This window comes from Rhizobium vallis, assembly GCF_003985155.1.
In the GTDB taxonomy this organism is placed as follows: domain Bacteria; phylum Pseudomonadota; class Alphaproteobacteria; order Rhizobiales; family Rhizobiaceae; genus Rhizobium; species Rhizobium vallis.
Genome location: NZ_ML133689.1, coordinates 469021 through 492889 on the forward strand (window position 1 = coordinate 469021; position 23869 = coordinate 492889).

General features: G+C 61.5%; 21 protein-coding genes and 1 pseudogene. 17 read left to right on the forward strand and 5 right to left on the reverse strand.

What is annotated here, in order from left to right:
- Positions 1-85 precede the first annotated feature (85 nt).
- Positions 86-2800 (reverse strand): preprotein translocase subunit SecA, encoded by a 2715-nt coding sequence (gene secA / locus EFQ99_RS15405; protein ID WP_126921864.1) that lies wholly within the window; start codon positions 2798-2800, stop codon positions 86-88.
- 247 nt (positions 2801-3047) lie between these two features.
- On the opposite strand from secA, the gene EFQ99_RS15410 reads away from it, so the two are divergent.
- From EFQ99_RS15410 to EFQ99_RS15435, 6 genes are all read left to right on the forward strand, one after another.
- The gene (locus tag EFQ99_RS15410; RefSeq protein WP_126921865.1) at positions 3048-3929 is read left to right on the forward strand and encodes a peptidylprolyl isomerase; all 882 of its coding nucleotides are present in this window, start codon (positions 3048-3050) and stop codon (positions 3927-3929) included.
- Between the two features lie 117 nt (positions 3930-4046).
- On the forward strand, positions 4047-5288 hold the full coding sequence (gene argJ, locus EFQ99_RS15415; RefSeq protein WP_126921866.1) for a bifunctional glutamate N-acetyltransferase/amino-acid acetyltransferase ArgJ: 1242 nt from the start codon (positions 4047-4049) through the stop codon (positions 5286-5288).
- Entirely contained in the window at positions 5257-6075 is an 819-nt protein-coding gene (locus tag EFQ99_RS15420; protein ID WP_126921867.1) for a GNAT family N-acetyltransferase, read from the forward strand. The genes argJ and EFQ99_RS15420 overlap by 32 nt, the downstream gene beginning before the upstream one ends.
- A complete protein-coding gene (gene mutT / locus EFQ99_RS15425; RefSeq protein ID WP_126921868.1) occupies positions 6072-6485 on the forward strand; it encodes an 8-oxo-dGTP diphosphatase MutT in 414 nt (137 codons plus the stop codon). Before EFQ99_RS15420 ends, mutT begins: the two co-directional genes overlap by 4 nt.
- Positions 6486-6715: 230 nt before the next feature.
- Positions 6716-7033 (forward strand): hypothetical protein, encoded by a 318-nt coding sequence (locus EFQ99_RS15430; RefSeq protein WP_126921869.1) that lies wholly within the window; start codon positions 6716-6718, stop codon positions 7031-7033.
- A gap of 69 nt (positions 7034-7102) precedes the next feature.
- The gene (locus EFQ99_RS15435; RefSeq protein ID WP_126921870.1) at positions 7103-7270 is read left to right on the forward strand and encodes a Flp family type IVb pilin; all 168 of its coding nucleotides are present in this window, start codon (positions 7103-7105) and stop codon (positions 7268-7270) included.
- A 6-nt stretch (positions 7271-7276) separates the two neighbouring features.
- Here the strand turns inward: EFQ99_RS15435 and EFQ99_RS15440 are convergent, their stop codons facing one another.
- Positions 7277-8161 (reverse strand): methyltransferase domain-containing protein, encoded by an 885-nt coding sequence (locus tag EFQ99_RS15440; protein WP_126921871.1) that lies wholly within the window; start codon positions 8159-8161, stop codon positions 7277-7279.
- 77 nt (positions 8162-8238) lie between these two features.
- Here EFQ99_RS15440 and EFQ99_RS15445 point away from each other — a divergent pair, with 77 nt between their 5' ends.
- From EFQ99_RS15445 to EFQ99_RS35495, 5 genes and pseudogenes are all read left to right on the forward strand, one after another.
- The gene (locus EFQ99_RS15445; protein ID WP_126921872.1) at positions 8239-9015 is read left to right on the forward strand and encodes a ComF family protein; all 777 of its coding nucleotides are present in this window, start codon (positions 8239-8241) and stop codon (positions 9013-9015) included.
- A gap of 32 nt (positions 9016-9047) precedes the next feature.
- Entirely contained in the window at positions 9048-9305 is a 258-nt protein-coding gene (gene grxC, locus EFQ99_RS15450; protein ID WP_126921873.1) for a glutaredoxin 3, read from the forward strand.
- A 10-nt stretch (positions 9306-9315) separates the two neighbouring features.
- Positions 9316-10173, forward strand: coding sequence for a carbon-nitrogen hydrolase family protein (locus EFQ99_RS15455; protein WP_126921874.1), 858 nt, complete (start codon positions 9316-9318; stop codon positions 10171-10173).
- Positions 10170-10598 carry a DUF1178 family protein gene (locus EFQ99_RS15460; protein ID WP_126921875.1) on the forward strand — a complete coding sequence of 143 codons (429 nt, stop codon included), beginning with the start codon at positions 10170-10172 and terminating at the stop codon, positions 10596-10598. The genes EFQ99_RS15455 and EFQ99_RS15460 overlap by 4 nt, the downstream gene beginning before the upstream one ends.
- A 1-nt stretch (position 10599) precedes the next feature.
- Positions 10600-10776, forward strand: a pseudogene (locus EFQ99_RS35495) (DUF3291 domain-containing protein); the annotation flags it as partial.
- A 26-nt stretch (positions 10777-10802) separates the two neighbouring features.
- Here the strand turns inward: EFQ99_RS35495 and ubiG are convergent.
- Positions 10803-11549 carry a bifunctional 2-polyprenyl-6-hydroxyphenol methylase/3-demethylubiquinol 3-O-methyltransferase UbiG gene (gene ubiG / locus EFQ99_RS15470; RefSeq protein ID WP_126921876.1) on the reverse strand — a complete coding sequence of 249 codons (747 nt, stop codon included), beginning with the start codon at positions 11547-11549 and terminating at the stop codon, positions 10803-10805.
- A gap of 296 nt (positions 11550-11845) precedes the next feature.
- Here ubiG and EFQ99_RS15475 point away from each other — a divergent pair, with 296 nt between their 5' ends.
- The 6 genes from EFQ99_RS15475 to clpB all read left to right on the forward strand — a co-directional run bounded on the left by EFQ99_RS15475 (position 11846) and on the right by clpB (position 21372).
- The gene (locus EFQ99_RS15475) at positions 11846-13120 is read left to right on the forward strand and encodes an aspartate kinase (RefSeq protein WP_126921877.1); all 1275 of its coding nucleotides are present in this window, start codon (positions 11846-11848) and stop codon (positions 13118-13120) included.
- 89 nt (positions 13121-13209) lie between these two features.
- Positions 13210-15477: a phosphoenolpyruvate--protein phosphotransferase gene (ptsP, locus tag EFQ99_RS15480; protein WP_126921878.1), complete on the forward strand. Its 2268-nt coding sequence runs from the start codon at positions 13210-13212 to the stop codon at positions 15475-15477.
- A 28-nt stretch (positions 15478-15505) separates the two neighbouring features.
- Positions 15506-16585, forward strand: a complete 1080-nt coding sequence (gene prfA / locus EFQ99_RS15485) for a peptide chain release factor 1 (protein WP_126921879.1) — start codon at positions 15506-15508, stop codon at positions 16583-16585.
- Positions 16582-17442 (forward strand): peptide chain release factor N(5)-glutamine methyltransferase, encoded by an 861-nt coding sequence (gene prmC / locus EFQ99_RS15490; RefSeq protein ID WP_126921880.1) that lies wholly within the window; start codon positions 16582-16584, stop codon positions 17440-17442. Before prfA ends, prmC begins: the two co-directional genes overlap by 4 nt.
- Positions 17443-17785: 343 nt before the next feature.
- Complete coding sequence (locus EFQ99_RS15495; RefSeq protein WP_126921881.1) at positions 17786-18520, forward strand: DUF4167 domain-containing protein; 735 nt, start codon at positions 17786-17788, stop codon at positions 18518-18520.
- 251 nt (positions 18521-18771) lie between these two features.
- The gene (gene clpB, locus EFQ99_RS15500; RefSeq protein WP_126921882.1) at positions 18772-21372 is read left to right on the forward strand and encodes an ATP-dependent chaperone ClpB; all 2601 of its coding nucleotides are present in this window, start codon (positions 18772-18774) and stop codon (positions 21370-21372) included.
- Positions 21373-21431: 59 nt separating this feature from the next.
- Here the strand turns inward: clpB and EFQ99_RS15505 are convergent, their stop codons facing one another.
- Positions 21432-23372 carry a M23 family metallopeptidase gene (locus EFQ99_RS15505; RefSeq protein WP_126921883.1) on the reverse strand — a complete coding sequence of 647 codons (1941 nt, stop codon included), beginning with the start codon at positions 23370-23372 and terminating at the stop codon, positions 21432-21434.
- 101 nt (positions 23373-23473) lie between these two features.
- Positions 23474-23869 (reverse strand): hypothetical protein (locus EFQ99_RS35350; protein WP_208722764.1); only part of this gene is annotated, 396 nt, incomplete at its 5' end.

Sequence of the window (23869 nt, forward strand, 5' to 3'; positions counted from 1 at the left end):
AAAGCCGAAATGCTGGTTTTCCTGTCTTGCCGCAGAAAAGAAAATGCCGCCCGAAGGCGGCATTTCAGGATCGTTGCGATTTGCCTCAGACCTGTTCGAAGGCGCCGTGGCAATGCTTGTATTTCTTGCCGGAGCCGCAAGGGCAGGCCTCGTTGCGGCCGACCTTGCCCCAGGTGGCGGGGTCATCAGGATTGCGGTTCTCAGGCGAGATGAGGACTTCAGAAGCCTGGTAGATCGGGGCGAAATCGTCCTCGCCGGTCGTCGGATCCAGGTGATGGGCCTGCATCAGCGGCGGCTCGGGCTCGGCAGGCGCCTGCTGCACCAGCTCGACGCGCATCAGCTGGGCGGTGACCGCCTCGCGCAGATTGTTGAGCAGGGCGGTGAAGAGTTCGAAGGCTTCCGACTTGTATTCCTGCAGCGGATCGCGCTGGGCATAGCCGCGGAAGCCGATGACCGAGCGCAGATGGTCGAGGTTGACAATGTGCTCGCGCCAGAGGTGGTCGAGCGTCTGCATGACGATCGAGCGCTCGACATAATGCATGATGTCGTCGCCGAAACGCTCGGCCTTTTCCGTGAAGGCGGCATTGGAGGCCTGCGTCAGGCGCTCGCGGATATCGTCTTCGCCGATGCCTTCCTCCTTCACCCAGTCCTCGATCGGCAGTTCGACGTTGAGGATGTTGGTGGCGGCGGTCTTCAGACCGACGGCATCCCATTGTTCGGCATAGGCGCGTTCCGGGATATGCTTGTCGACCAGATCCTCGATCACTTCGCGGCGCATGTCGGAGACGGTCTCGGAAATATTGGTCGATTCCATCAGTTCAAGGCGCTGTTCGAAGATCACCTTGCGCTGATCGTTGAGAACGTCGTCATACTTCAGAAGGTTCTTGCGGATATCGAAGTTGCGGGCTTCGACCTTCTTCTGGGCGCGCTCGAGCGCCTTGTTGATCCAGGGATGGACGATCGCCTCGCCCTCCTTGAGGCCGAGCTTGGTCAGCATGCTGTCCATTCGGTCGGAGCCGAAGATGCGCATCAGGTCATCCTGAAGCGACAGATAAAACTTCGAACGACCGGGGTCGCCCTGGCGGCCGGAGCGGCCGCGCAGCTGGTTGTCGATGCGGCGGCTTTCATGGCGTTCGGTGGCGATGACGTAGAGACCGCCGGCGGCGAGCGCCTTCTGCTTGAGTTCCTTGATCTCCTCGACGATCGCCTGGATTCGGGCGTCGCGCTCCGGACCCGCTTCGAATTCGCCGAGTTCGCTCTCGATGCGCATGTCGAGGTTGCCGCCGAGCTGAATGTCGGTACCGCGGCCGGCCATGTTGGTGGCGATCGTGATGGCACCCGGCACGCCGGCCTGGGCGACGATATAGGCTTCCTGCTCGTGGTAGCGGGCGTTCAGTACCTTGAAGTTGTCGAAGCCCTGCTTGCGCAGGCGCTCGGCAAGCAGTTCCGACTTTTCGATTGAGGTGGTGCCGACGAGCACCGGCTGGCCGCGCTTATGGGCGTCGAGGATCTCTTCGATGATCGCCTTGAACTTCTCGTCGAAGGTCCGGTAGACTTCGTCATCCTCGTCAAGGCGCTTGATCGGCAGGTTGGTCGGGACCTCGATGACGTCGAGATTGTAGATGTTGGCGAATTCTTCCGCTTCCGTCTGCGCTGTGCCGGTCATGCCGGCGAGCTTGCCGTACATGCGGAAGTAATTCTGGAAGGTGATCGAGGCCAGCGTCTGGTTTTCCGGCTGGATCTGCACCTTTTCCTTGGCTTCGAGCGCCTGGTGCTGGCCTTCCGAATAGCGCCTGCCCGGCATCATGCGGCCGGTGAACTCGTCGATGATGACCACTTCGTCGTTGCGGACGATATAGTCCTTGTCGCGCTGGAAGAGCTTGTGAGCCTTCAGGGCATTGTTGATGTGGTGGACGATCGCGACGTTCTCGATGTCGTAGAGCGCGTTGCCTTTGAGCAGGCCGGCCTGGCGGAGCAGGTTTTCGAGCTTTTCGGTGCCTTCCTCGGAGAAGTTGGCGGAGCGCTGCTTCTCGTCGATTTCGTAATCACTGGGCGCCAGCAGCGGAATGAAGGCGTCGATCGTATTGTAGAGTTCGGAGCGGTCGTCGAGCGGACCGGAGATGATCAGCGGCGTGCGCGCCTCGTCGACGAGGATCGAGTCCACTTCGTCGACGATCGCGAAATTGTGGCCGCGCTGGACCATCTGGTTCTTCTCGTACTTCATGTTATCGCGCAGATAATCGAAGCCGAGCTCGTTGTTGGTGGCGTAGGTGATGTCGCAGGCATAGGCCGCGCGGCGCTCCTCGTCGGAAAGGCCGTGAACGATGACGCCTGTGGTCATGCCGAGGAAGCCGTAGACACGGCCCATGGTCGCGGCGTCGCGCTGGGCGAGATAATCGTTGACGGTGACGACGTGCACACCCTTGCCGGAAAGCGCGTTCAGATAGACCGGCAGAGTGGCGACGAGGGTCTTGCCTTCGCCGGTTTTCATCTCGGAGATCGCATTCGAATGCAGGATCATGCCGCCGACGAGCTGTACGTCAAAAGGTCGCAGGCCGAGAACGCGGCGCGAGGCCTCGCGTACCACGGCAAAGGCGGGAACCAGGATGTCGTCGAGCGTCTTGCCCTCGGCGAGAAGCGCACGGAATTCCACCGTCTTTGCCGCGAGCTGCTCGTCCGTCAGCGCCTTCGTCTTCTCTTCGATAGAGTTGATTGCAGCGACGTTCGGCTGATAGGACCGCACGCGGCGATCATTGGACGATCCAAATAACTTGCGGGCTATACCGCCAAAGCTGACCATGTGACTGGCCCTTTCTCAATATTTCATCCCCGGCGTTTCTTGTTTGCGGCCCAGCCGAAAATCAGGCGCGCAGCTTAAAACGCCCGGAAACTGTTCTGGACGCGAGGTTGCGTGACAGATAAGAGGGGGGTCGAATGATGTCAACGGATTTGGCGGATACAGAAAGGCCACATTCCGGTGTTGATGGCTATTTTGAGCTGGATTCAGGGGATGCTGAAGCCGGTGATGTAACTCTGAAGGGTATTTCATGTTGAGCACCAACAAATTCGCCGCGCTGGCATTTGTCACTTTTGTTGCGTTCCAGGCGCCCGCTTTTGCTGACGACGCTGTCGTCGCCAAGGTCGGCAATCTGGAGATCCACCAGTCGGAACTCGATCTCGCCGTCGCCAACCTCGACCCGCAGCTGGCGCAGCTTCCCGATGAGCAGAAGAAGGTCGCAGCCCTGTCGGCCGCCATCGACGTGAAGCTGCTCGCAGCCGATGCCATCGCCGAGAAGCTCGATCAGACCGACGAATTCAAGAAGCGCATGCAGTATCTCGCCGATCGCGAGCTGCACAATGCCTATTTCAAGAAGCATGTCGTCGACACCGTGACGCCTGACGAAGTCAAGGCGCGCTACGACAAGGAAGTCGCGGCCCTGCCGAAGCAGGAGGAAGTCCACGCCCGTCACATCCTCGTCAAGACCGAGGACGAAGCCAAGGACATTATCAAGCAGCTCGACGCCGGCAAGGATTTCGCCGAACTCGCCAAGGAAAAGTCCACCGATCCGAACAAGTCGGAAGGCGGCGATCTCGGCTATTTCACCCGCGGCCGCATGGTCAAGGAATTCGAGGACGCGGCCTTCGCGCTTGAAAAGGGCACCTATTCCAAGACGCCGGTGAAGACCGATTTCGGCTATCACGTCATCAAGGTCGAGGACAAGCGCGACGCCGCTCCGCCGGCTTTCGAGCAGGTGCAGGATCAGGTTCGTCAGCTCGTCATGCGCGACAAGTATCTTGCGCTTCTGGCCCAGGCGAAGACGTCCGCCAAGGTCGAGATCATGGACGAAACGCTGCGCAAGGGCTACGACGAGGCCAACAAGCAGCCGGAGCCGGGCAGCGAGCCCGTCGCGCCGGCGCCGCAGAAGTAATATCGTATCAGGGCCCGGTTTTTCCGGGCCCTTCACTATTATCGTTGTTGTCGCATTTCCGGGACGGCGAACCGGTTCCGATTTCGCCTCGAAATGCTCTTTGGCAGGTGTCGTATCATGTCCGGTTCCGTCTCCCCGCTCGCTCCGAAATCGTTCGTCTCCATGCCCTCGCTGCGCGGCGTGCGCATGGCGACGGCTTCAGCCGGCATTAAATACAAGAACCGTACCGACGTATTGATGATGGTCTTCGACAAGCCGGCGGCCGTGGCGGGCGTCTTTACCCGCTCGAAGTGCCCGTCTGCGCCGGTCGATTTCTGCCGCGCGAACCTTCCCCATGGCTCTGCGCGGGCCGTCGTCGTCAACTCAGGCAATGCCAATGCCTTCACCGGCCTCAAGGGCCGCGAGGCGACCGCGCTGACGGCGAAGTCGGCTGCGTCAGCCGTTGGCTGCGCCGAAAATGAGGTCTATCTGGCCTCGACCGGCGTCATCGGCGAGCCGCTCGATGCCACCAAATTTGCCGGCGTTCTGGACCGGATGCAGGTCGAAGCCACCGGCGATTTCTGGTTCGAGGCCGCCAAGGCGATCATGACGACCGACACCTACCCGAAGGTTTCGACGCGCAGCGCGGAAATCGGCGGCGTTGCGGTGACGATCAACGGCATCGCCAAGGGCGCCGGCATGATCGCGCCCGACATGGCGACGATGCTTTCCTTCGTCGTCACCGATGCCGATATCGCCCCTGCCGCGCTGCAGGCGCTTCTGTCCGACGGCGTCGGCCCGACCTTCAATTCCATGACCGTCGACAGCGACACGTCCACCTCCGATACGCTGATGCTGTTTGCTACGGGTGCGGCTGCCGAGGACGGCCAGGCCCGCATCGAGCGCGCCGACGATCCGCGCCTTGGCGCCTTCCGGGCAGCACTTAACGACGTGCTGAAAGATCTGTCGCTGCAGGTGGTGCGTGACGGTGAGGGTGCCACGAAGATGCTCGAAATCACCGTGACCGGTGCCGAGAGCGACGCTGCCGCCAAGAGCATCGCACTTTCGATCGCCAATTCGCCGCTGGTCAAGACGGCGGCCGCCGGCGAAGATGCCAATTGGGGCCGCATCGTCATGGCTGTCGGCAAATCGGGCGAGGTGGCCGACCGCGACCGGCTTGCCATCTGGTTCGGTGACGTCAGGGTCGCCGTCAACGGCGAGCGCGATCCTGACTATTCCGAAGTGGCCGCCTCTGATGTCATGAAGGCGCAGGATATCCCCGTCAAAGTCGATATCGGTCTCGGCGCTGGCACGGCTACGGTCTGGACCTGTGACCTCACGAAGGAATATGTTGCGATCAACGGCGACTATCGGAGCTGATCGTTCATTGGCGCAGGCATCCATTTCCCAACAGAATCTCCCACTGGTTCGCAGGCTGGAGGCCGTCGGCTTCCGTGCCTGGCCGGCGGCATCGGTGCAGTATGACGGCAGCTGGCAGGTGCGGCTGACGGCCGGCCATCCCTCCAACCGGCTGAATTCCATCGTGCCGCTCGATCCCTCGGATCATCGCGACGTCGAAATCCGCCTGGAGAAGGTAAGCCGGAAATTCGAGGCCTATGGCCGCGCTGCCGTGATCCGTCAGACGCCGCTTGCCTCGCCTGTGCTGATCGATCTTCTCCGCGCGCAGAACTGGACGCAATTCGACGAGACGGTGGTGATGACGTGCGATCTTGCCGAGGCGGAGCTGCCGGATACGCTCGATCACCTGCCGACCCACGATGTTGGCCGTTTCGTCGACGCCAACCTTGCCGTCGACCGGGCGCCGCCTACGCTGAAGCCGGCGCTTGCTGAAATCATTTCGGCGATCAAGCCGCCATCCGGCCTGTTTTTGATCGAGAATGCGGTGGAAGGCCCGCTGGCAACCGTGCTCTGCGTCCAGGACAACGACCTTGCCGGGATCATGTCGCTTTCCGTTTCCGAGACGCGGCGGCGCGAGGGGCTCGGCATGGAAATCCTGACATCGGCGTTGCGCTGGGCGCGCATGCGCAGCGCTCGCTCGGCCTGGCTGCAGGTGAAGCTTTCCAATCGCCCGGCTATCGCCCTTTATGAGCGCCTCGGCTTTCGCGACGCCTATCATTATTGCTACTGGCAGCAGGCGCCGCGATGAGCGAAGCAGGCCGGAAGATATTGCTGGTCGCCGCCTGCGCGCTGATCGATGCCGACGGGCGTATCCTGTTGGCACAGCGCCCCGAGGGGAAGTCGCTTGCCGGGCTCTGGGAATTTCCGGGCGGCAAGGTCGAGCCTGGCGAGACGCCGGAGGAAACGCTGGTGCGAGAGCTCGAGGAAGAGCTTGGCATCAGGACCAAGATCGCGTGCCTCGCGCCGCTCACCTTCGCCAGCCATTCCTACGAGAATTTCCACCTTCTGATGCCGCTTTATATCTGCCGGCGTTATGAGGGCATTGCCGAGGGGCGCGAGGGCCAGGCGCTGAAATGGGTGCGTCCGCAGGCGTTGCGCGACTACCCGATGCCGCCGGCCGATGAGCCGCTCATCCCGATGTTGCAGGATTTACTTTAAAGCGCATCTCGTTGAACTTGATTCGTTCAATGCGCTTTAAATTTTTATTCTATTGCATGTCGTTATCCTGGAACCGCTGCACACTTCCAGGCGACCTGCATTAGCGTTACCTGATTATTATCGCGCAGTGCCGTTTTCGCCTGTGGATATTAATGGATCGTTTAACACCTTCTGCCAAATATCGGCCTCAATCAAGCATCTGGCGTGCGTGTATTAAAAGGCTTGACGTCATGGACGATGATTTCTGGAAAGCTGTCCGGGAAAAGGAACGGGCTTCGTCTGCCTCGCGCAGGACGGGTGCGCTCAATATCGCCCTTCTGTTCGGCACGGCGGTGGTCGCGCTGACGCTTATTCTGACGCCTATGCTTGCGGATTCCTCGAAGAAGAGCGTCTTTGCCAGCGCGCCGGTGGATTTTGATACGATCACGACGGGATCGATCCCCAAGGACGAGGGCGGCAAGCGCTATACGATCCGCCGCAGCGTCCTTCAGGAAACGCCCGGTTCGGTCTGCGTCGTCCAGGGGTACGGCGTCGGCGCCGGTTGCTGAAAATGCCGGCCATCGCCCGATGGCCGTGGAGTTCGTTATTGCGGTCGGCTTACGCAGGGGGATGGGGTAATGCGCCTTTTGAAAGCATTTCTTGCAGATGACAGAGGTGCCACGGCGGTCGAATATGGCCTGATCGCCGCCCTCATTTGCACCGCGCTCATCTCCGGTCTGGGTCTTTTCAGCAATTCCCTGCAGAACGTCTTCGGCATGATCAGCAACAATCTGCCCGCCAATTGATGGCGGCTACTGCCTGAGCTTGTGCTCGTCCACCTTCAGCGCATCGGCAAGGCGTGCTTTGGCCGAACCCGGCTGGAGCGGCTTTTGCTGGCTCTCGTGCGGAGCCCATCCCGAGACATAGATGATCGAGAAGGTCGCGCGGATGCGTCCGTCCGGATCGGAATAACGTTCGGCATAAATCTCCGCAGCGCGCACGAAAAAGGCGCGCGTCAGCGGCATGCGGCCACGGGCTGCTAGTGGGTTGCTCATGCCCATCGCTCTCAGATCCCGCATCAGCGGAAAGAGCGAATCATAGCGTACCGTGTAGTTCTCCGCGTCGATCACCGGCAGCGTGAAGCCGGCGCGCTGCATGAGGCTGCCGACATCACGCACGTCGGCGAAGGGAATGACGCGCGGGCTTGCGCCGCCGGTCATCTCGGCCTCGGCGGCCAGCAATACATCGCGCAGTTCCTGCAGCGTGCCGGCGCCGGGTATCGCCGCCAGGAACAGGCCATCCGGCTTCAGGGCGCGCCGGATCTGGATGAAAACACCCGGCGTATCATTGGTCAGATGCAGGCTGAGCGGCGCAAGGATGAGGTTGGTCGATTGCGGCTCGAGCGGCACGTCCTCGAGCGGCGCCACGATCAGGGTCTCGCCGGGTCCGGCATAGGCCTTCTCGCTTTCCACGCGGAACATCGTGCCGATCTTGCCGGTCGCCATTGCAGCGCGGGCCGCAGCGCCGGTCGCGCCGTGCAGCTCGACGGCTGCGTCGAAGTGGCGCTCGACGACGCCAAGCCTTTCGGCCATTTCCTCCGCGGCGATGTCGAGCAGGAAGGCGGCTTTCGGATCGTTATGAGCAAGCGCGCGATGGCGATGTGCGGCGATCAGGGCTCTATCGAAGATCGTTTCCATGGCGATTTCCATAGTCCCGCCTCGCTGAAGCGGCAAGGCGATTTTCCTTTCGGGGAGAACAGGCTAGTCTCGACGGCATGAAATCGATCGATTTTGGCCAGCCGGCAGAGTTTCTGCGCGCGCATATCCTGCGGCCGTTTTCGGCCCTTGCGGATTTCCTCTATCCGCCAGCCTGTTCCGTCTGCGGCGTTTCCACAGGCGGCCATCGCGGCCTCTGCGCGAAATGCTGGTCCGGCATCCGATTCATCGAACGGCCCTATTGCGAGGTGCTCGGCATTCCTTTCTCGCACGATCTCGGCGCCGGCATCTTGAGTGCCGAGGCAATCGCCAATCCGCCGCCCTTCGACCGGCTCCGATCGGCGGCGACCCACGACCATGCGGTCCGCGATCTCGTCCATGGGCTCAAATATCGCGACCGGACCGATCTTGCGCCGATGATGGCAGCCTGGATGCTGCGCGCCTCCGATGGGACAGTCGAAAGCTGCGATGCGCTGATCCCGGTGCCGTTGCATCGCACCCGCATGCTGGCACGCAAGTTCAACCAGGCGGCCGAGCTAGCCCGCCATATGGCAAAGCTTTCGGGCAAGCCGCTGTCTGCCGGCAGCCTCATCCGCGTCAAGCGCACCAGCCAGCAGGTCGGTCTTGGTGCGAAGGCGCGCGAAGACAATGTCAGGGGCGCTTTCGCGATTGCCAAGGGTTGCGAAAACGATGTCTTCGGCAAGCGCATCGTGCTCATCGACGACGTCTATACGACAGGGGCTACGGTCGCCGCAGCAAGCCGGACGCTACGCAAGGCGGGGGCGGCGGATATCACGGTTTTGACCTTTGCAAGGGCTCTTTCCGAGCCTATATGACAGAAAATACCCGGCATCCGTCTGGAGATATCATGGTACCCGTCACGATCTATACACGGCAGTTCTGCGGCTATTGCTCCCGCGCCAAGTCCCTTCTCGAAGAAAAGGGCGTCGAATATGTCGAGCACGACGCGACTTTCTCGCCGGATCTTCGCCAGGAGATGATCGGCAAGGCGAATGGGCGCACCACCTTCCCGCAGATCTTCATCGGCGCCGATCATGTCGGCGGCTGTGACGATCTTTTTGCGCTCGATCGGGCCGGCAAGCTCGATCCGATGCTAGTGGCTTAAGGAAAAACCGATGAACTTCAAGGCCGCCGCCGTTCAGATGTGCTCCGGGGTTGATCCGGTGCGGAACGCCGCCGCCATGGCGCGGCTGGTGCGCGAGGCGGCCGCCCAGGGCGCGACCTATGTGCAGACGCCCGAAATGACCGGCATGCTGCAGCGCGACCGCGCAGCGGCGCGCGCCGTGCTTGCCGACGAGACGCATGATATCATCATCAAGACCGGCTCCGAACTCGCTGGGGAACTCGGCATCTACATGCATGTCGGCTCGACGGCGATTGCACTCGCCGACGGCAAGATCGCCAATCGCGGTTTCCTGTTTGGTCCCGACGGCCGGATTCTCAATCGCTACGACAAGATCCACATGTTCGACGTCGACCTCGACAATGGTGAGAGCTGGCGCGAAAGTTCCGCCTATACGGCCGGCTCGGAAGCGCGCGTCGTATCGCTGCCCTTTGCGGAAATGGGTTTTGCCATTTGCTACGATGTTCGGTTCCCGGCGCTCTTTCGCGCCCAGGCCGTCGCCGGCGCCGAGGTAATGACGGTTCCCGCCGCCTTCACCAGGCAGACCGGCGAGGCGCATTGGGAAATCCTGCTGAGGGCACGGGCAATCGAGAATGGTGTCTTCGTCATCGCCGCCGCGCAGGCCGGCCGGCACGAGGACGGGCGCGAAACCTTCGGTCATTCGATGATCATCGATCCCTGGGGCACGGTGCTGGCCTCGGCCGGCGCCACTGGCGAGGCTGTTATCATCGCCGAAATCGATCGCGGCGCGGTCAAGGCCGCCCATGACAAGATCCCGAATCTCAGGAACGGTCGGGAATTCTCGGTCGAGAAGATCGCGGGGGCAGTCGCAGGAGGCGTCGCCGCTTGATCCGCTATTCCCTCACCTGTGACAATGCCCATGAATTCGAAGGCTGGTTTTCGGAAAGCGCTGATTTCGACCGTCAGGTCGAGACCGGTTTCCTGACGTGTCCCGTCTGCCATTCCGCCGCCATTTCCAAGCTCCTGATGGCGCCCTCGGTATCGACCGCGCGCAAGAAGGACGAGAGGCAGACACTGGCGATGGATGCGATGCGCCGGGAGGCCGTGCAAAAGCTGAAAGAGGCCGTCGCGGCGGTCAAGGCCAATTCCGAGGATGTCGGCGCGAAGTTCCCCGAGGAAGCGCGCAAGATCCACTATGGTGAGGCGGACGCCCGCGGAATCATCGGCCAGGCAACGGTCGACGAGGCACAGGCGCTCGTGGAAGAGGGCATCGAAATCGCTGCTATCCCTGTTTTGCCGGAAGACGTGAACTGAGATGCCGTCCGCGCGTCTGGCCTTTTACAATTTCGGTCTGCACGTCGCCCCCGCCGAAAGTGAAGCGGTCAAAGGCTTCGTTCTCCGCGAGCCCGCGAATTTCGAAGCCGCCGCGCGCGCCTGCGGTTTGATCGGACGCTCTGGTTATGCTGGTTATCCCGGCGCAAGGAGCTGGGGATTGTAGTCGGCTAATCGATGGCGAATTTACGCCGGTCGCATCGCCAGCAGCATATAGTTCACGTCCATATCGCTGGACAGGTTCCATTGGTTCGACAACGGGTTGAAGAAGACGCCGGTGCGGTCGGTGATATCGAGGCCGCTTGCCGCGAGCGGCTTTTCCAGTTCTTCGGGACGTACCAGCTTTTCGTACTGATGCGTGCCGCGCGGCAGCCAGCGTAAAATGTTTTCGGCGGCAAAGATGGCGAGCGCCGCAGCCTTCATCGTGCGGTTGATGGTGGCGACAAAGATCAGGCCGCCGGGGCGGACCATTTTCGCGCAGGTCGTCATGAAGAACTCGACGTCGGCGACGTGTTCGACCACTTCCATGTTCAAGACGATATCGAAGGTCTCGCCGGCCTCGGCAAGCTCCTCGGCGGTGACGGCGCGATAGTCGACCGAAACGCCGGAGGCCTTCGCGTGGGTCGAGGCGATGCCGATATTCTTCTCGGACGGATCAGCGCCGACGACGGAGGCACCCATGCGGGCGACAGGCTCGGACAGGAGACCGCCGCCGCAGCCGATATCGAGCAGGCGCAGCCCCTCGAGCGGACGGGCGCTTTTCGGATCTCGGCCGAAATTCTCGCAGGCCTTGTCTCTTATATAGGCGAGACGGACGGGATTGAACTTGTGCAGCGGCTTGAACTTGCCGGTCGGGCTCCACCATTCCGCCGCCATCGCCGAGAAGCGGTCCACTTCGCCCTGGTCGATCGTGCTTCTGGCGGTTTCCGTCATCGTCCTCTCCTTCGTTCGTGAGATGTGAAGTCGGACGATCGGGGGCATAAGTCAAGGGGCGCCGGTATCGGCGGACTGACGTGCGCGCCGACGCCCGACGATTGCTTTTATCGCGCGCTTGCCTCCCCGGGCCAAACTCGCTAAGAGACCCCGCAACTTGGGGCCTTCAGGGCCTGGGCTTTGAGAGCGGTTCCAGAAATTGGCAATCCGGCTCTTTTGCCAAGCGGTCCGCCCCAGAGCTTTCGTGATGCCGGGTCCGGGTTTCCGCACTCCGGCGCCAGTCGTGGTAGAGGCATATGGCACGCATCGTAATGAAATTCGGCGGCACGTCCGTCGCTGACCTGGACCGCATCAAGAACGTTGCCCGCCACGTGAAACGCGAAGTCGATGCCGGCCACGAGGTGGCGGTGGTCGTCTCGGCAATGTCCGGCAAGACCAATGAGCTGGTCGGCTGGGTGCAGGGCATGCCGAAGGTGATCGGCGCCAATTCCCCCTTTTTCGATGCGCGCGAATATGATGCCGTGGTTGCCTCCGGCGAGCAGGTGACCTCGGGACTGCTTGCGATCGCATTGCAGGCGATGGATATCAATGCGCGCTCCTGGCAGGGATGGCAGATCCCGATCCGGACCGACAACGCCCATGGTGCCGCGCGCATCCTCGAGATCGACGGTTCCGACATCATCAAGCGGATGGGCGAGGGCCAGGTTGCCGTCATCGCCGGCTTCCAGGGCCTTGGCCCCGACAATCGCCTTGCGACGCTCGGGCGCGGCGGATCGGATACATCGGCTGTGGCCATCGCGGCAGCTGTCAAGGCGGATCGCTGCGATATCTATACCGATGTCGACGGTGTCTATACGACCGATCCGCGGATCGTGCCGCAGGCGCGCAGGCTGAAGAAGATCGCCTTCGAGGAAATGCTGGAAATGGCCTCGCTCGGCGCCAAGGTGCTGCAGGTGCGTTCGGTCGAGCTTGCCATGGTGCACAAGGTGCGTACCTTTGTGCGCTCGTCTTTCGAAGATCCCGATGCTCCGGGCATGGGCGATCTGTTGAACCCGCCCGGAACGCTGATTTGTGACGAGGATGAAATCGTGGAACAGGAAGTAGTCACCGGCATCGCCTATGCCAAGGATGAGGCTCAGATCTCGCTTCGCCGTCTTGCCGACCGGCCGGGCGTCTCCGCCGCGATCTTCGGGCCGCTTGCCGAATCCCATATCAATGTCGACATGATCGTCCAGAATATTTCCGAGGACGGATCGAAGACCGACATGACCTTCACCGTGCCGTCGGGCGACGTCGAGAAGGCGATCAAGGTGCTCGGCGACCATAAAGAGAAGATCGGCTACGATGTCGTGCAAAACGAATCGGGGCTGGTGAAAGTATCGGTCATCGGTATCGGCATGCGCAGCCATGCGGGCGTCGCTGCGACCGCGTTTCGTGCACTTGCCGAAAAAGGCATCAACATCAAGGCGATCACCACCTCCGAGATCAAGATTTCCATCCTGATCGATGGTCCCTATGCAGAACTCGCTGTCAGGACTTTGCATTCCTGCTACGGTCTGGATAAGAATTGATTCCCAGCGGGCGGCCTGCCCCTTCAGGTTGAGGAGACGGAGGCGGGCCCGCCGGGACTGAGAGCGTTGTTTCGGGAGCTTGAGACGTCATGAGAGACCTTTCCGGCGGTCCGCGCGTGCTGCTCAGGCGGCTGCGCGAGTTGATGGCAGAGCCGCTGGAGCCGCAGGATCGTCTTGACCGGATCGTCCGACAGATCGCCGGCAACATGGTGGCCGAGGTCTGCTCGGTCTATGTGTTGCGCGCCGACGGCGTGCTCGAACTCTACGCGACCGAGGGCCTCAACCGCGAGGCCGTCCATCTGGCGCAACTGAAGATGGGCCAGGGCCTCGTCGGCACGATCGCTGCTTCGGCCCAGCCGCTGAACCTTTCCGACGCGCAGTCGCATCCGGCCTTCCGCTACCTGCCGGAGACCGGCGAAGAAATCTACCATTCCTTCCTGGGTGTGCCGATTCTGAGAACCGGGCGTTCGCTCGGCGTTCTCGTCGTGCAGAACAAGGCAAGCCGCAACTACCGCGAGGAGGAGCTCGAAGCACTCGAAACGACGGCGATGGTGCTTGCCGAGATGATCGCCACCGGCGAGCTCAAGAAGATCACCAAGCCGGGCCTCGAACTCGACCTGACACGCTCGGTGACGATCGACGGCGATACCTATAATGACGGCATTGGCCTCGGTTACGTCGTGCTGCACGAGCCGCGCATCGTGGTGACCAATCTGCTCAACGAGGATGCCGACAAGGAAATCCGGCGGCTGGCGGAAGCCTTGGGATCGCTGAGGATCTCGATCGACGACATGCTGTCGCGCCGCGACGTTTCGATGGAAGGCGAGCATCGCGAGGTGCTCGAAACCTATCGCATGTTCGCGCATGACCAAGGTTGGGTGCGCAAGCTCGAGGAGGCGATCCGCAACGGCCTGACGGCGGAAGCGGCGGTCGAGAAGGTACAGAGCGACACCAAGGCGCGGATGATGCGGTTGACCGACCCTTATCTGCGCGAGCGCATGCATGATTTCGAGGATCTGGCAAACCGGCTGCTCAGGCAGCTGACGGGTTATACCGGACGCACGACCGGTGAAGGTTTCCCCAGCGACGCGATCATCCTGGCGCGCGCCATGGGAGCGGCCGAACTGCTCGATTATCCCCGCTCAAATGTGCGCGGGTTGGTGTTGGAAGAAGGCGCGGTGACGAGCCACGTGGTGATCGTCGCGCGCGCCATGGGCATTCCCGTCATCGGCCAGGCGGCGGGTGTGGTGGCGCTCGCCGAGAACGGCGATGCTGTCATCATCGACGCCGACGAGGGGCATGTGCATCTTCGCCCGATGGCCGATCATCGGCGGTCCTACGAGGAAAAGGTCCGGTTCCGCGCCAGAAGGCAGGAGCAGTTCCGGGCGCTGCGCGCCCTCGAGCCGGTCACCAAGGACGGGCAGCGCATCTCGCTTATGATGAATGCAGGCCTGCTGGTCGATCTGCCGCAGCTTTCGGAATCGGGTGCGGAGGGCATCGGCCTCTTTCGCACCGAGCTGCAGTTCATGATCGCCTCCACCATGCCGAAGGCGGAGGAGCAGGAGCAGTTCTACCGCAATGTGATCAAACAGGCGGCGGGTCGTGTCGTCACCTTCCGTACGCTCGATATCGGCGGCGACAAGGTCGTGCCCTATTTCCGCGGCCACGAGGAAGAAAACCCCGCGCTCGGCTGGCGCGCCATCCGGCTGTCGCTCGACCGGCCGGGGCTGCTGCGAACCCAGCTGCGTGCGCTGCTGAAGGCATCCGCCGACACCGAGCTGAAACTGATGGTGCCGATGGTGACCGAGGTTTCCGAGCTGAAGATGGTGCGCGAGCTCTTGCAGAAGGAAGTGCAGCACCTCTCCCGTTTCGGCCACGGGCTGCCGCGCAAGCTGCAATTTGGGGCGATGCTTGAGGTGCCCGCACTGCTGTGGCAGCTCGACGAGCTGATGGAAGCGGTCGATTTCGTCTCGGTCGGTTCGAACGACCTCTTCCAGTTCTCGATGGCCGTCGATCGCGGCAATGCACGGGTTTCGGACCGGTTCGATCCGCTCGGCAAGCCGTTTTTGCGCATTCTTCGCGATATCGTGCGTGGGGCGGACCGGAACAAGACACCGGTGACCCTCTGCGGCGAGCTTGCCGGCAAGCCGATCTCGGCGATGGCGCTGCTCGGCATCGGCTTCCGCTCGATTTCGATGTCGCCGGCCTCGATCGGACCCGTCAAGGCCATGCTGCTCGGGCTCGATGTCGGCGCGCTGACGAAGGCGATGGACGAGGTGCTGGACGATACCCACGCGACGGCGCCGATGCGCGAGGTGCTTGCCCGCTTCGCCGAGAGCCACAATATTCCCCTTTAGACGGATATAAGAAGAATCGGAGTGAAGGGTGGCGAAGCTTCCCGTTGAAAAGATGCGCGATCTGGAACGCCGTTTCGGCGAGATCGAGGCGCGCATGTCGGCCGGTCCCGCCGCCGACGTCTATGTGAAGCTGGCATCCGAATATTCCGAGCTGCAGCCTGTCGTCACGAAGATCCGCGCCTATGAAAAGGTGGTCGCGGAGCTTGCCGATCTCGACGCGCTGCTCGAAGACAAATCGGTCGACCGTGAAATGCGCGATCTCGCCGAACTCGAGTTGCCCGAGGTGAAGGAACGGATCGAGGTGCTGGAGCAGGAGATGCAGATCCTGCTTCTGCCGAAGGATGCGGCTGATGAAAAGAGCGCGATCCTCGAAATTCGCGCCGGCACGGGCGGCTCGGAAGCCGCACTATTCGCCGGCGATCTCTTTCGCATGTACGAGCGTTTCGCGGCCGAGAAGGGCTGGAAGGTGGAGGTTCTCTCGGCAAGCGAGGGCGAAGCGGGCGGTTACAAGGAAATCATCGCGACGATCACCGGCCGGGGCGTGTTCGCCAAGCTGAAATTCGAATCCGGCGTGCACCGCGTTCAGCGCGTTCCGGAAACCGAGGCGGGCGGGCGCATCCATACGTCGGCTGCGACAGTGGCGGTGCTGCCGGAGGCCGAGGAGATCGACATCGAGATCCGGTCGGAAGATATCCGCATCGACACGATGCGCTCTTCGGGCGCCGGCGGCCAGCACGTCAACACGACGGATTCGGCCGTGCGCATCACCCACCTGCCGACCGGCATCGTCGTCACCAGCTCGGAAAAATCACAACACCAGAACCGCGCCAAGGCGATGCAGGTGCTGCGCTCCCGGCTTTATGACGCCGAGCGGCAGCGGGCTGACAGCGAGCGTTCGGCCGACCGCAAGAGCCAGGTCGGCTCCGGCGACCGCTCCGAGCGCATCCGCACCTATAATTTTCCGCAGGGTCGCGTGACGGACCACCGCATCAATCTGACGCTCTACAAGCTGGACCGGATGATGGAAGGCGAGATCGAGGAAGTCGTCGACGCGCTGATGGCGGATTACCAGGCAAGCCAGCTGGCGCAGCTCGGCGAACAGCCGTGAGCCCGACGGTCGCCGAGATGCTTGCCGAAGCGCGGCGCCGCTTCACAGAAGGCGGTATCGCCGATCCGGCGACCGACGCGCGGCTGCTTGTCGCAGGCCTGCTGAAACTATCATCGACCGAACTCTTGACGCGATCGGCCGAGGGTCTTTCTCCAGAGCAGGCCGGAGAGATTTCGAAGGCGCTGGAGCGGCGGCTTGCCCATGAGCCGGTGCACCGTATTCTCGGTGAGCGGGAATTCTACGGCCTGCCGCTGGGGCTCTCGGCGGAAACGCTGGAACCGCGCCCGGATACGGAAATCCTGGTCGATACGGTGCTTGTCTATCTCAAGGACCTTGCAAAGGCTGAGGGCCGTCTCCATATCCTTGATATCGGAACCGGGACCGGGGCAATATGCCTTGCGCTTTTGAGCGAATGTCCCGATGCGTCAGGTATCGGCAGCGACATATCGTCGGATGCACTTCGGACGGCGAAGTCAAACGCGGAAAGAAATGGGTTGCAGGATCGCTTTCAGGCCGTGCAGTCGAAATGGTTCGAGAACATTCGGGGCTCGTTTCACGCGATTGTCTCAAATCCGCCCTATATTGCTTCCAATGTCATTCACGATCTCGCTCCCGAAGTGACGAAATTTGATCCGGTTGTAGCGCTGGATGGCGGCCCGGATGGGCTTGACGCCTATAAAGCCATAGCCAAGGATGCGGCAAGGTTCATCAGACCCAACGGGGTCGTCGGACTGGAAATCGGCTACGATCAGCGAAACGATGTGATGGCGATCTTCGAAGCGGAAGGCTTCAGGTGCCTCAAATCCGTTAAAGATTATGGTCAGAACGACAGGGTGCTCGTGTTCGCGCTCGCGTGACGGGCGATAATGCCGGCATTGAACAGAACATTATTGCTATTGCGAAGAAAAGGCTTGGATTTCCGGGGGAAGCAATATAGGTTGCGGTCACGTGTTGGGCAGATAGGAATGAACGAGATTCGTTCGGTACTTGGTTTGCCTCGGGGGTCCGCTCTTTTAAACGAGAGTTTCAACGGTTGAACACGACCCAACGCGTGAATCAGTCAAACTGACTTGAGAACCAAGCGGCAGGTCGGCGCAAAGGCGCAGTATGCTCGCGGCACAAAGGTCCTGACCCGGTTTTCCGGTCATGGCGGTTGGTGCCATGTATCCATCACAAACAGAGAATTCAGGTGAACGATCTATGAGGCCAGGACAGCAGAACAAGCGCGGTCGAGGGCGTGGTAACAACAACAATAACAATGGCGGCGGTGGAAATAACAATAACAACAATTTCAACCGCAAGGGCGGCAATCCGCTGACCCGGACCTATGACAGCTCCGGCCCCGATGTGAAGATTCGCGGTACTGCCCAGCATATCGCCGAAAAATACGCGCAGCTCGCCCGCGACGCCCAGAGCTCCGGCGACCGCGTCATTGCTGAGAACTATCTCCAGCACGCCGAACACTACAATCGTATCATTGCCAGCGCCCAGGCGCAGATGCAGGAACGCTTCCAGCGCGACGATCGCGGCGAATACAATGATCGCGACGGTGCGGACCGTGACGGCGAAGACATCGATAACAACGACAATGACGGCGACGATGTCGTTATCGTCCAGCCGCCGCAGAACAGGCAGCACCAGCCGCAGCCTAAACCTCAGTCGCAGCCGCAGCCGGCCCCCGCTCCAGCACCGGTGGCATCGCAGCCTGAGGTCATCGATGGAACCGGCCCGCAGCCGGAGATCGAAGGCATTCCGGCCGAGGTCGCCATGGACGAGGACGGTTCCGCCGGCCAGCCGCGCGAACGCCAGCCCCGCCGCCGCAGCGCCGGCAGCCGCCCGCGCCGCCCGCGTCGCGGTGCGGAAGGCGATGCAGCCGCCGAAGGCGAGGATGCTTCTGCCGAAGCGCCTGTTCTGGCCGACGCAGCATCGGAATGAAGGATTTAGCTCTCTCGGTTGGTAGAGAGCCGGGTGTCATGTCATCCGATCGAATTCCTTGAAAATCCCCGGCCTTGTGCCGGGGATTTTCATTTCGCGGGCTCTTTAAACTCCCGAAACAGGGTACCATATTCTCCTCGACTGCTTCGCTCAAATCCCAGACGAGCCAAGCGCGGCCCGCCTTTTCAGGGGGTCGATCTCAATCATCGGTCTGCGCCTTATGAGGGCAGGGCGATCCATGGAGGTAGAATATGAATATCGAGAAATATTCCGAGCGGGTGCGCGGTTTCATCCAGTCGGCCCAGACCTACGCTTTGGCCCAGGGTCATCAGCAATTCACGCCCGAACATGTGCTCAAGGTCCTGCTCGACGACGACCAGGGCATGGCCGCCTCGCTGATCGAGCGTGCCGGCGGCGATGCCAAGGCTGCTCGCCTTGCCAATGACGCGGCCCTTGCCAAGTTGCCGAAAATATCAGGCGGCGGCGGCAACATCTATCTGGCGCAGCCGCTCGCAAAGGTCCTTTCGACTGCCGAGGAGGCGGCCAAGAAGGCAGGTGACAGTTTCGTCACCGTCGAGCGCCTGCTGCAGGCATTGGCGATCGAATCCTCCGCCTCGACCTTTTCGACGCTGAAGAATGCGGGCGTGACGGCCCAGGGCCTCAACCAGGTCATCAACGACATCCGCAAGGGGCGGACGGCGGATTCTTCCAATGCTGAGCAAGGTTTCGATTCGTTGAAAAAGTTCGCCCGTGACCTCACCGCCGAGGCTCGCGAGGGCAAGCTCGACCCGGTGATCGGCCGCGATGACGAAATCCGCCGCACCATCCAGGTCCTGTCCCGCCGCACCAAGAACAATCCGGTGCTGATCGGCGAACCCGGCGTCGGCAAGACGGCGATCGTCGAAGGCCTGGCGCTGCGCATCGTCAATGGCGACGTGCCGGAATCGCTCAAGGACAAGAAGCTGATGGCGCTCGACATGGGCGCGCTGATCGCAGGTGCGAAGTACCGCGGCGAATTCGAGGAGCGGCTGAAGGCCGTGCTCAACGAAGTGCAGGCGGAGAACGGCGAGATCATCCTGTTCATCGACGAAATGCACACGCTGGTCGGCGCCGGCAAGGCGGACGGGGCGATGGACGCCTCCAATCTCCTGAAGCCCGCCCTTGCCCGCGGCGAGCTGCATTGCGTCGGCGCGACCACGCTCGACGAATATCGCAAACATGTCGAGAAGGACCCGGCCCTTGCCCGCCGTTTCCAGCCCGTCGTTGTCGACGAACCGACGGTCGAGGACACGATCTCGATCCTGCGCGGCCTGAAGGAGAAATACGAGCAGCATCACAAGGTGCGCATCGCCGATGCAGCGCTGGTGGCAGCGGCGACCCTTTCCAACCGCTATATCACCGACCGCTTCCTGCCGGATAAGGCGATCGATCTGATGGATGAGGCGGCTGCGCGCCTGCGCATGCAGGTGGATTCCAAGCCGGAAGAGCTCGATGAGCTCGACCGCCGCATCATCCAGCTGAAAATCGAGCGCGAGGCGCTGAAAAAGGAAACCGACGTCGCTTCCGCCGACCGGCTGAAGCGGTTGGAGACCGAACTCACCGACCTCGAAGAAGAGGCCGATGCGCTGACGGCCCGCTGGCAGTCGGAGAAGCAAAAGCTCGGGCTTGCCGCCGATCTCAAGAAGCAGCTTGACGACGCCCGCAACGAACTGGCGATTGCCCAGCGCAAGGGTGAATTCCAGCGCGCCGGTGAGCTAACCTACGGTGTCATTCCGGATCTCGAAAAGCAGCTCGTTGAAGCCGAGAAGCAGGATGGCGATCGCGGCGCGATGGTGCAGGAGGTCGTCACTCCCGACAATATCGCCCATGTCGTTTCCCGCTGGACCGGTATTCCCGTCGACAAGATGCTGGAAGGCGAACGCGACAAGCTGCTGCGGATGGAAGACGAGCTGGCGAAATCGGTGATCGGTCAGGGCGACGCGGTTCAGGCTGTGTCGCGGGCGGTGCGGCGTGCGCGCGCCGGGCTACAGGATCCGAACCGGCCTATCGGCTCGTTCATCTTCCTCGGCCCGACCGGCGTCGGCAAGACTGAGCTTACCAAGGCGCTCGCCCGTTTTCTCTTCGACGACGAGACGGCGATGGTGCGCATGGACATGTCGGAATATATGGAGAAACACTCCGTTGCCCGGCTGATCGGCGCGCCTCCCGGCTATGTCGGCTATGACGAAGGTGGAGCATTGACGGAAGCCGTACGCCGCAGGCCCTATCAGGTCGTGCTGTTCGACGAGATCGAAAAGGCCCATCCCGACGTCTTCAACATCCTGTTGCAGGTGCTGGATGACGGACGCCTGACGGATGGTCAGGGTCGGACGGTCGATTTCCGCAATACGATGATCATCATGACCTCGAACCTCGGCGCCGAATACCTGACACAGCTCAGGGACGGCGACGATAGCGATACGGTTCGCGAACAGGTGATGGATGTCGTGCGCGGGCATTTCCGGCCGGAATTCCTGAACCGCATCGACGAGATCATCCTCTTCCATCGCCTCAAGCGCGAGGAGATGGGCGCGATCGTCGATATCCAGCTGAAACGGCTGGTGGCTCTGTTGTCCGAGCGTAAGATCGTCATCGATCTCGACGAGGAAGCGCGCCACTGGCTGGCGAACAAGGGTTACGATCCGATCTATGGCGCAAGGCCGCTGAAGCGGGTGATCCAGAAATTCGTGCAGGATCCGCTGGCCGAGCAGATCTTGTCCGGCCAGGTGCCCGACGGGTCGACGGTGAAGGTGACGAGCGGCTCGGACCGGCTGCAGTTCAGGACACGGCAGACGGTAAGCGAAGCGGCGTGATCCGGTTTTCCAGGCAATGAGGAATGGCGGCTTCGGCCGCCATTTTTGTGTGTGGGAAGTTACTTGCTCGCTACCTGATCCGGCGTCTGGTTGTTGAGCAACGTATCGATGCGCTTGCGCTCGTCCTCGAACTTAGCCAGCGCTTCGCCCTGCAGGGATTTGCCGCCCGGCAGGCGGATGCGCAGCGGATCGACCTTGGTGCCGTTGACGATCAATTCGTAGTGCAGGTGCGGGCCGGTGGATTCACCCGTCGTGCCGACCCAGCCGATGACCTGGCCCTGGCGGATCTTGGCGCCGGGCACGACGCCCTTGGCGATGGCGCTCTGGTGATTATAGGAGGATTCATAGCCATTGGCATGGCGGATGATCGTCTGGTTGCCGTAGCCGCCGGAATCCCAGCCGGCCTTTTCGACCGTGCCGTTGCCGGCGGCGATGATGGCCGTACCGCGGGGTGCCGCCCAATCGACGCCGGTATGCATGCGGGCGAAACCGAGGATCGGGTGACGGCGCATGCCGAAGCCTGATTTGAAGATGCCGTTCGGAACCGGATTGCGCAGCAGGAACTGGCGAATGCTCTTGCCGCTTTCGTCGAAATAATCGACCGTGCCGTCTTCGGGATCCTGGAAGCGGTAGAAGCGTGTCTGCGTATCGCCGAAACGGGCGTTGACGTAAAGCAATTCGGAATCTTCGGTCGCCTGGCCGGCGCTGTCAGCGACGGAGAAGAAGGCCTCAAGAGCATCGGTCGGCCGCAGCTGCGCCTGGAAATCGACATTGCTGGCAAGCAGCTTGATGATCAGCGCCGTCATATCCTTGGTCATGCCGTAGGAAAGGGCGGCGCGATAGATGCCGTCATAGACGCGCGGCAGGTTCTGGCCGGGCGGCGGGGCGAAGGAATTGTCGTCGAAGGCCGTGGCGATTGCATCTAGCATCGGCGGCTCGTTGCCCCGCACGTATCTGCCCTTGTCGTCGACAGCGACCGTGACGAGATGGCGCGTGCCGCGATAGACGCTGGCCCGGATGATCTTTGCCTGCTCGCCCTTCTGGATAATACCAATGCGCAGCACGTCGCCCTTCTCCAGGCTGCCGGCGCCGAGCTGCTGCGAGATATAGCCGGCGATGCCATCGGCATATTGCTGCGGATAGCCCGAATCGGTCAGCGCCTTGGCGATCGTCGTGTCGGCGCGCACGGGCAGGATGTCGTCGGCGAATTCCTCGGTCTGCGGCGTGATCGATTCCGGCGCGGAGACCGTCATATTCTGTTCGAGCACGCGGGCGGAGAGACCCGCAGTCAGATCGACATCGGCATCCTCGTTGGAGAAACGGCGCGGGTCGACGTAATAGAGGGCCGCGAGCTGGGTGTTGCCATCGGTCAGCACTGAACCGTTGGAGCGCACGTTTTCTTCGATCTCTTCGAGCGACAGGCCAGACGCCATCTGCAGGTTGGACTTGCCTGTGGGGAAGGGGATGGTCTTCAGGCTGACTTCGGATTCGACGTCGGAACCGTAAATGGCACCGGTGCGGCTTTGCGGCGCGGGCTGCGGCTCGTCGGCGGAAAAGATCGCCAGGGGATCGAAGTCGGGATAGTCCTCGGTTGCCACATGGTTGGCGGCCAGCGTCATCTTCACATGTGCGAAAGGCTGGCGGCGCACGACTTCCTTCTCACCGTCGTGGACGACGGTCGAAACTTCCATGATGGCGCGGTCGGAAGGTTTCGCGGCAATTGCAGGCGCAATCAGCCGGCCGCCACGGACCACTGCCGTATCCTCATGCGCATCTGCCGCGGCGCTCGCGTAAGCTTCGGCGGGGATCGCCAGTTGCTGACGGCCGTCAAGGGCGGCAAAAAGAGCGACACCCATCAGGACGGACGATGTAATCCCGGTGAGGAACGTGCCCGAGAGCCAGCGCAGAGAAACCTCGCGCCGATCGGGTGCGCGCCTGCCGTCTGCCAGAAGCGGAGGCTCGTTGCCCAACGAGCGGATCATCATTTTCTCCGTCATCATGGCAGTCTGGTCCGCGTCCTTACATTCGACGTCTGAGGGAGCATTGTTTGGCCATCCTGGCTGGGGCGAAAGATGTGCATATTTTGGGCATGGAAGTCAAATCACCCCAGAAAGGCAGTTTGCTTACGTTTGCCTGTGTGAATCGTGTGTCTCTTTAAGACCAGCAGATTGTGATGATGTCGGGGCGCGGGAGACAAAAGAGCGTTCTTTCCACGAAAAGTCGAAGGACGTTCATTTTTCCCAGCCGTATTAGGCCGCTCGGAATCCGGGAAACGATCACATTTGAGCGCCGTTCTTAATTTCTCCTGTAAAAACAATAGCCTGAAAGAAATTTCATTTTTTTCGAAAAGCGCTGTTGACTGATCTGATTGGTTAGTTCTATAAGCCCACTCACTGAACGAGGGCGGCGGCGCTGCTGGCGACGAAGTTTCTCGTTCTAAAGAAATCAAGCGGATTGGCGATTGCTGGTTTGTTGCTCTGGGCGGAAGTTTGGAGCG

Bases quoted from the DNA above. Each gene is read 5' to 3' on its own strand.
- secA (WP_126921864.1), bottom strand. From the start codon at position 2,800: ATGGTCAGCTTTGGCGGTATAGCCCGCAAGTTATTTGGATCGTCCAAT.
- EFQ99_RS15410 (WP_126921865.1), top strand. From the start codon at position 3,048: ATGTTGAGCACCAACAAATTCGCCGCGCTGGCATTTGTCACTTTTGTT.
- argJ (WP_126921866.1), top strand. From the start codon at position 4,047: ATGTCCGGTTCCGTCTCCCCGCTCGCTCCGAAATCGTTCGTCTCCATG.
- EFQ99_RS15420 (WP_126921867.1), top strand. From the start codon at position 5,257: ATGTTGCGATCAACGGCGACTATCGGAGCTGATCGTTCATTGGCGCAG.
- mutT (WP_126921868.1), top strand. From the start codon at position 6,072: ATGAGCGAAGCAGGCCGGAAGATATTGCTGGTCGCCGCCTGCGCGCTG.
- EFQ99_RS15430 (WP_126921869.1), top strand. From the start codon at position 6,716: ATGGACGATGATTTCTGGAAAGCTGTCCGGGAAAAGGAACGGGCTTCG.
- EFQ99_RS15435 (WP_126921870.1), top strand. From the start codon at position 7,103: ATGCGCCTTTTGAAAGCATTTCTTGCAGATGACAGAGGTGCCACGGCG.
- EFQ99_RS15440 (WP_126921871.1), bottom strand. From the start codon at position 8,161: ATGGAAACGATCTTCGATAGAGCCCTGATCGCCGCACATCGCCATCGC.
- EFQ99_RS15445 (WP_126921872.1), top strand. From the start codon at position 8,239: ATGAAATCGATCGATTTTGGCCAGCCGGCAGAGTTTCTGCGCGCGCAT.
- grxC (WP_126921873.1), top strand. From the start codon at position 9,048: ATGGTACCCGTCACGATCTATACACGGCAGTTCTGCGGCTATTGCTCC.
- EFQ99_RS15455 (WP_126921874.1), top strand. From the start codon at position 9,316: ATGAACTTCAAGGCCGCCGCCGTTCAGATGTGCTCCGGGGTTGATCCG.
- ubiG (WP_126921876.1), bottom strand. From the start codon at position 11,549: ATGACGGAAACCGCCAGAAGCACGATCGACCAGGGCGAAGTGGACCGC.
- EFQ99_RS15475 (WP_126921877.1), top strand. From the start codon at position 11,846: ATGGCACGCATCGTAATGAAATTCGGCGGCACGTCCGTCGCTGACCTG.
- ptsP (WP_126921878.1), top strand. From the start codon at position 13,210: ATGAGAGACCTTTCCGGCGGTCCGCGCGTGCTGCTCAGGCGGCTGCGC.
- EFQ99_RS15495 (WP_126921881.1), top strand. From the start codon at position 17,786: ATGAGGCCAGGACAGCAGAACAAGCGCGGTCGAGGGCGTGGTAACAAC.
- clpB (WP_126921882.1), top strand. From the start codon at position 18,772: ATGAATATCGAGAAATATTCCGAGCGGGTGCGCGGTTTCATCCAGTCG.
- EFQ99_RS15505 (WP_126921883.1), bottom strand. From the start codon at position 23,372: ATGATGACGGAGAAAATGATGATCCGCTCGTTGGGCAACGAGCCTCCG.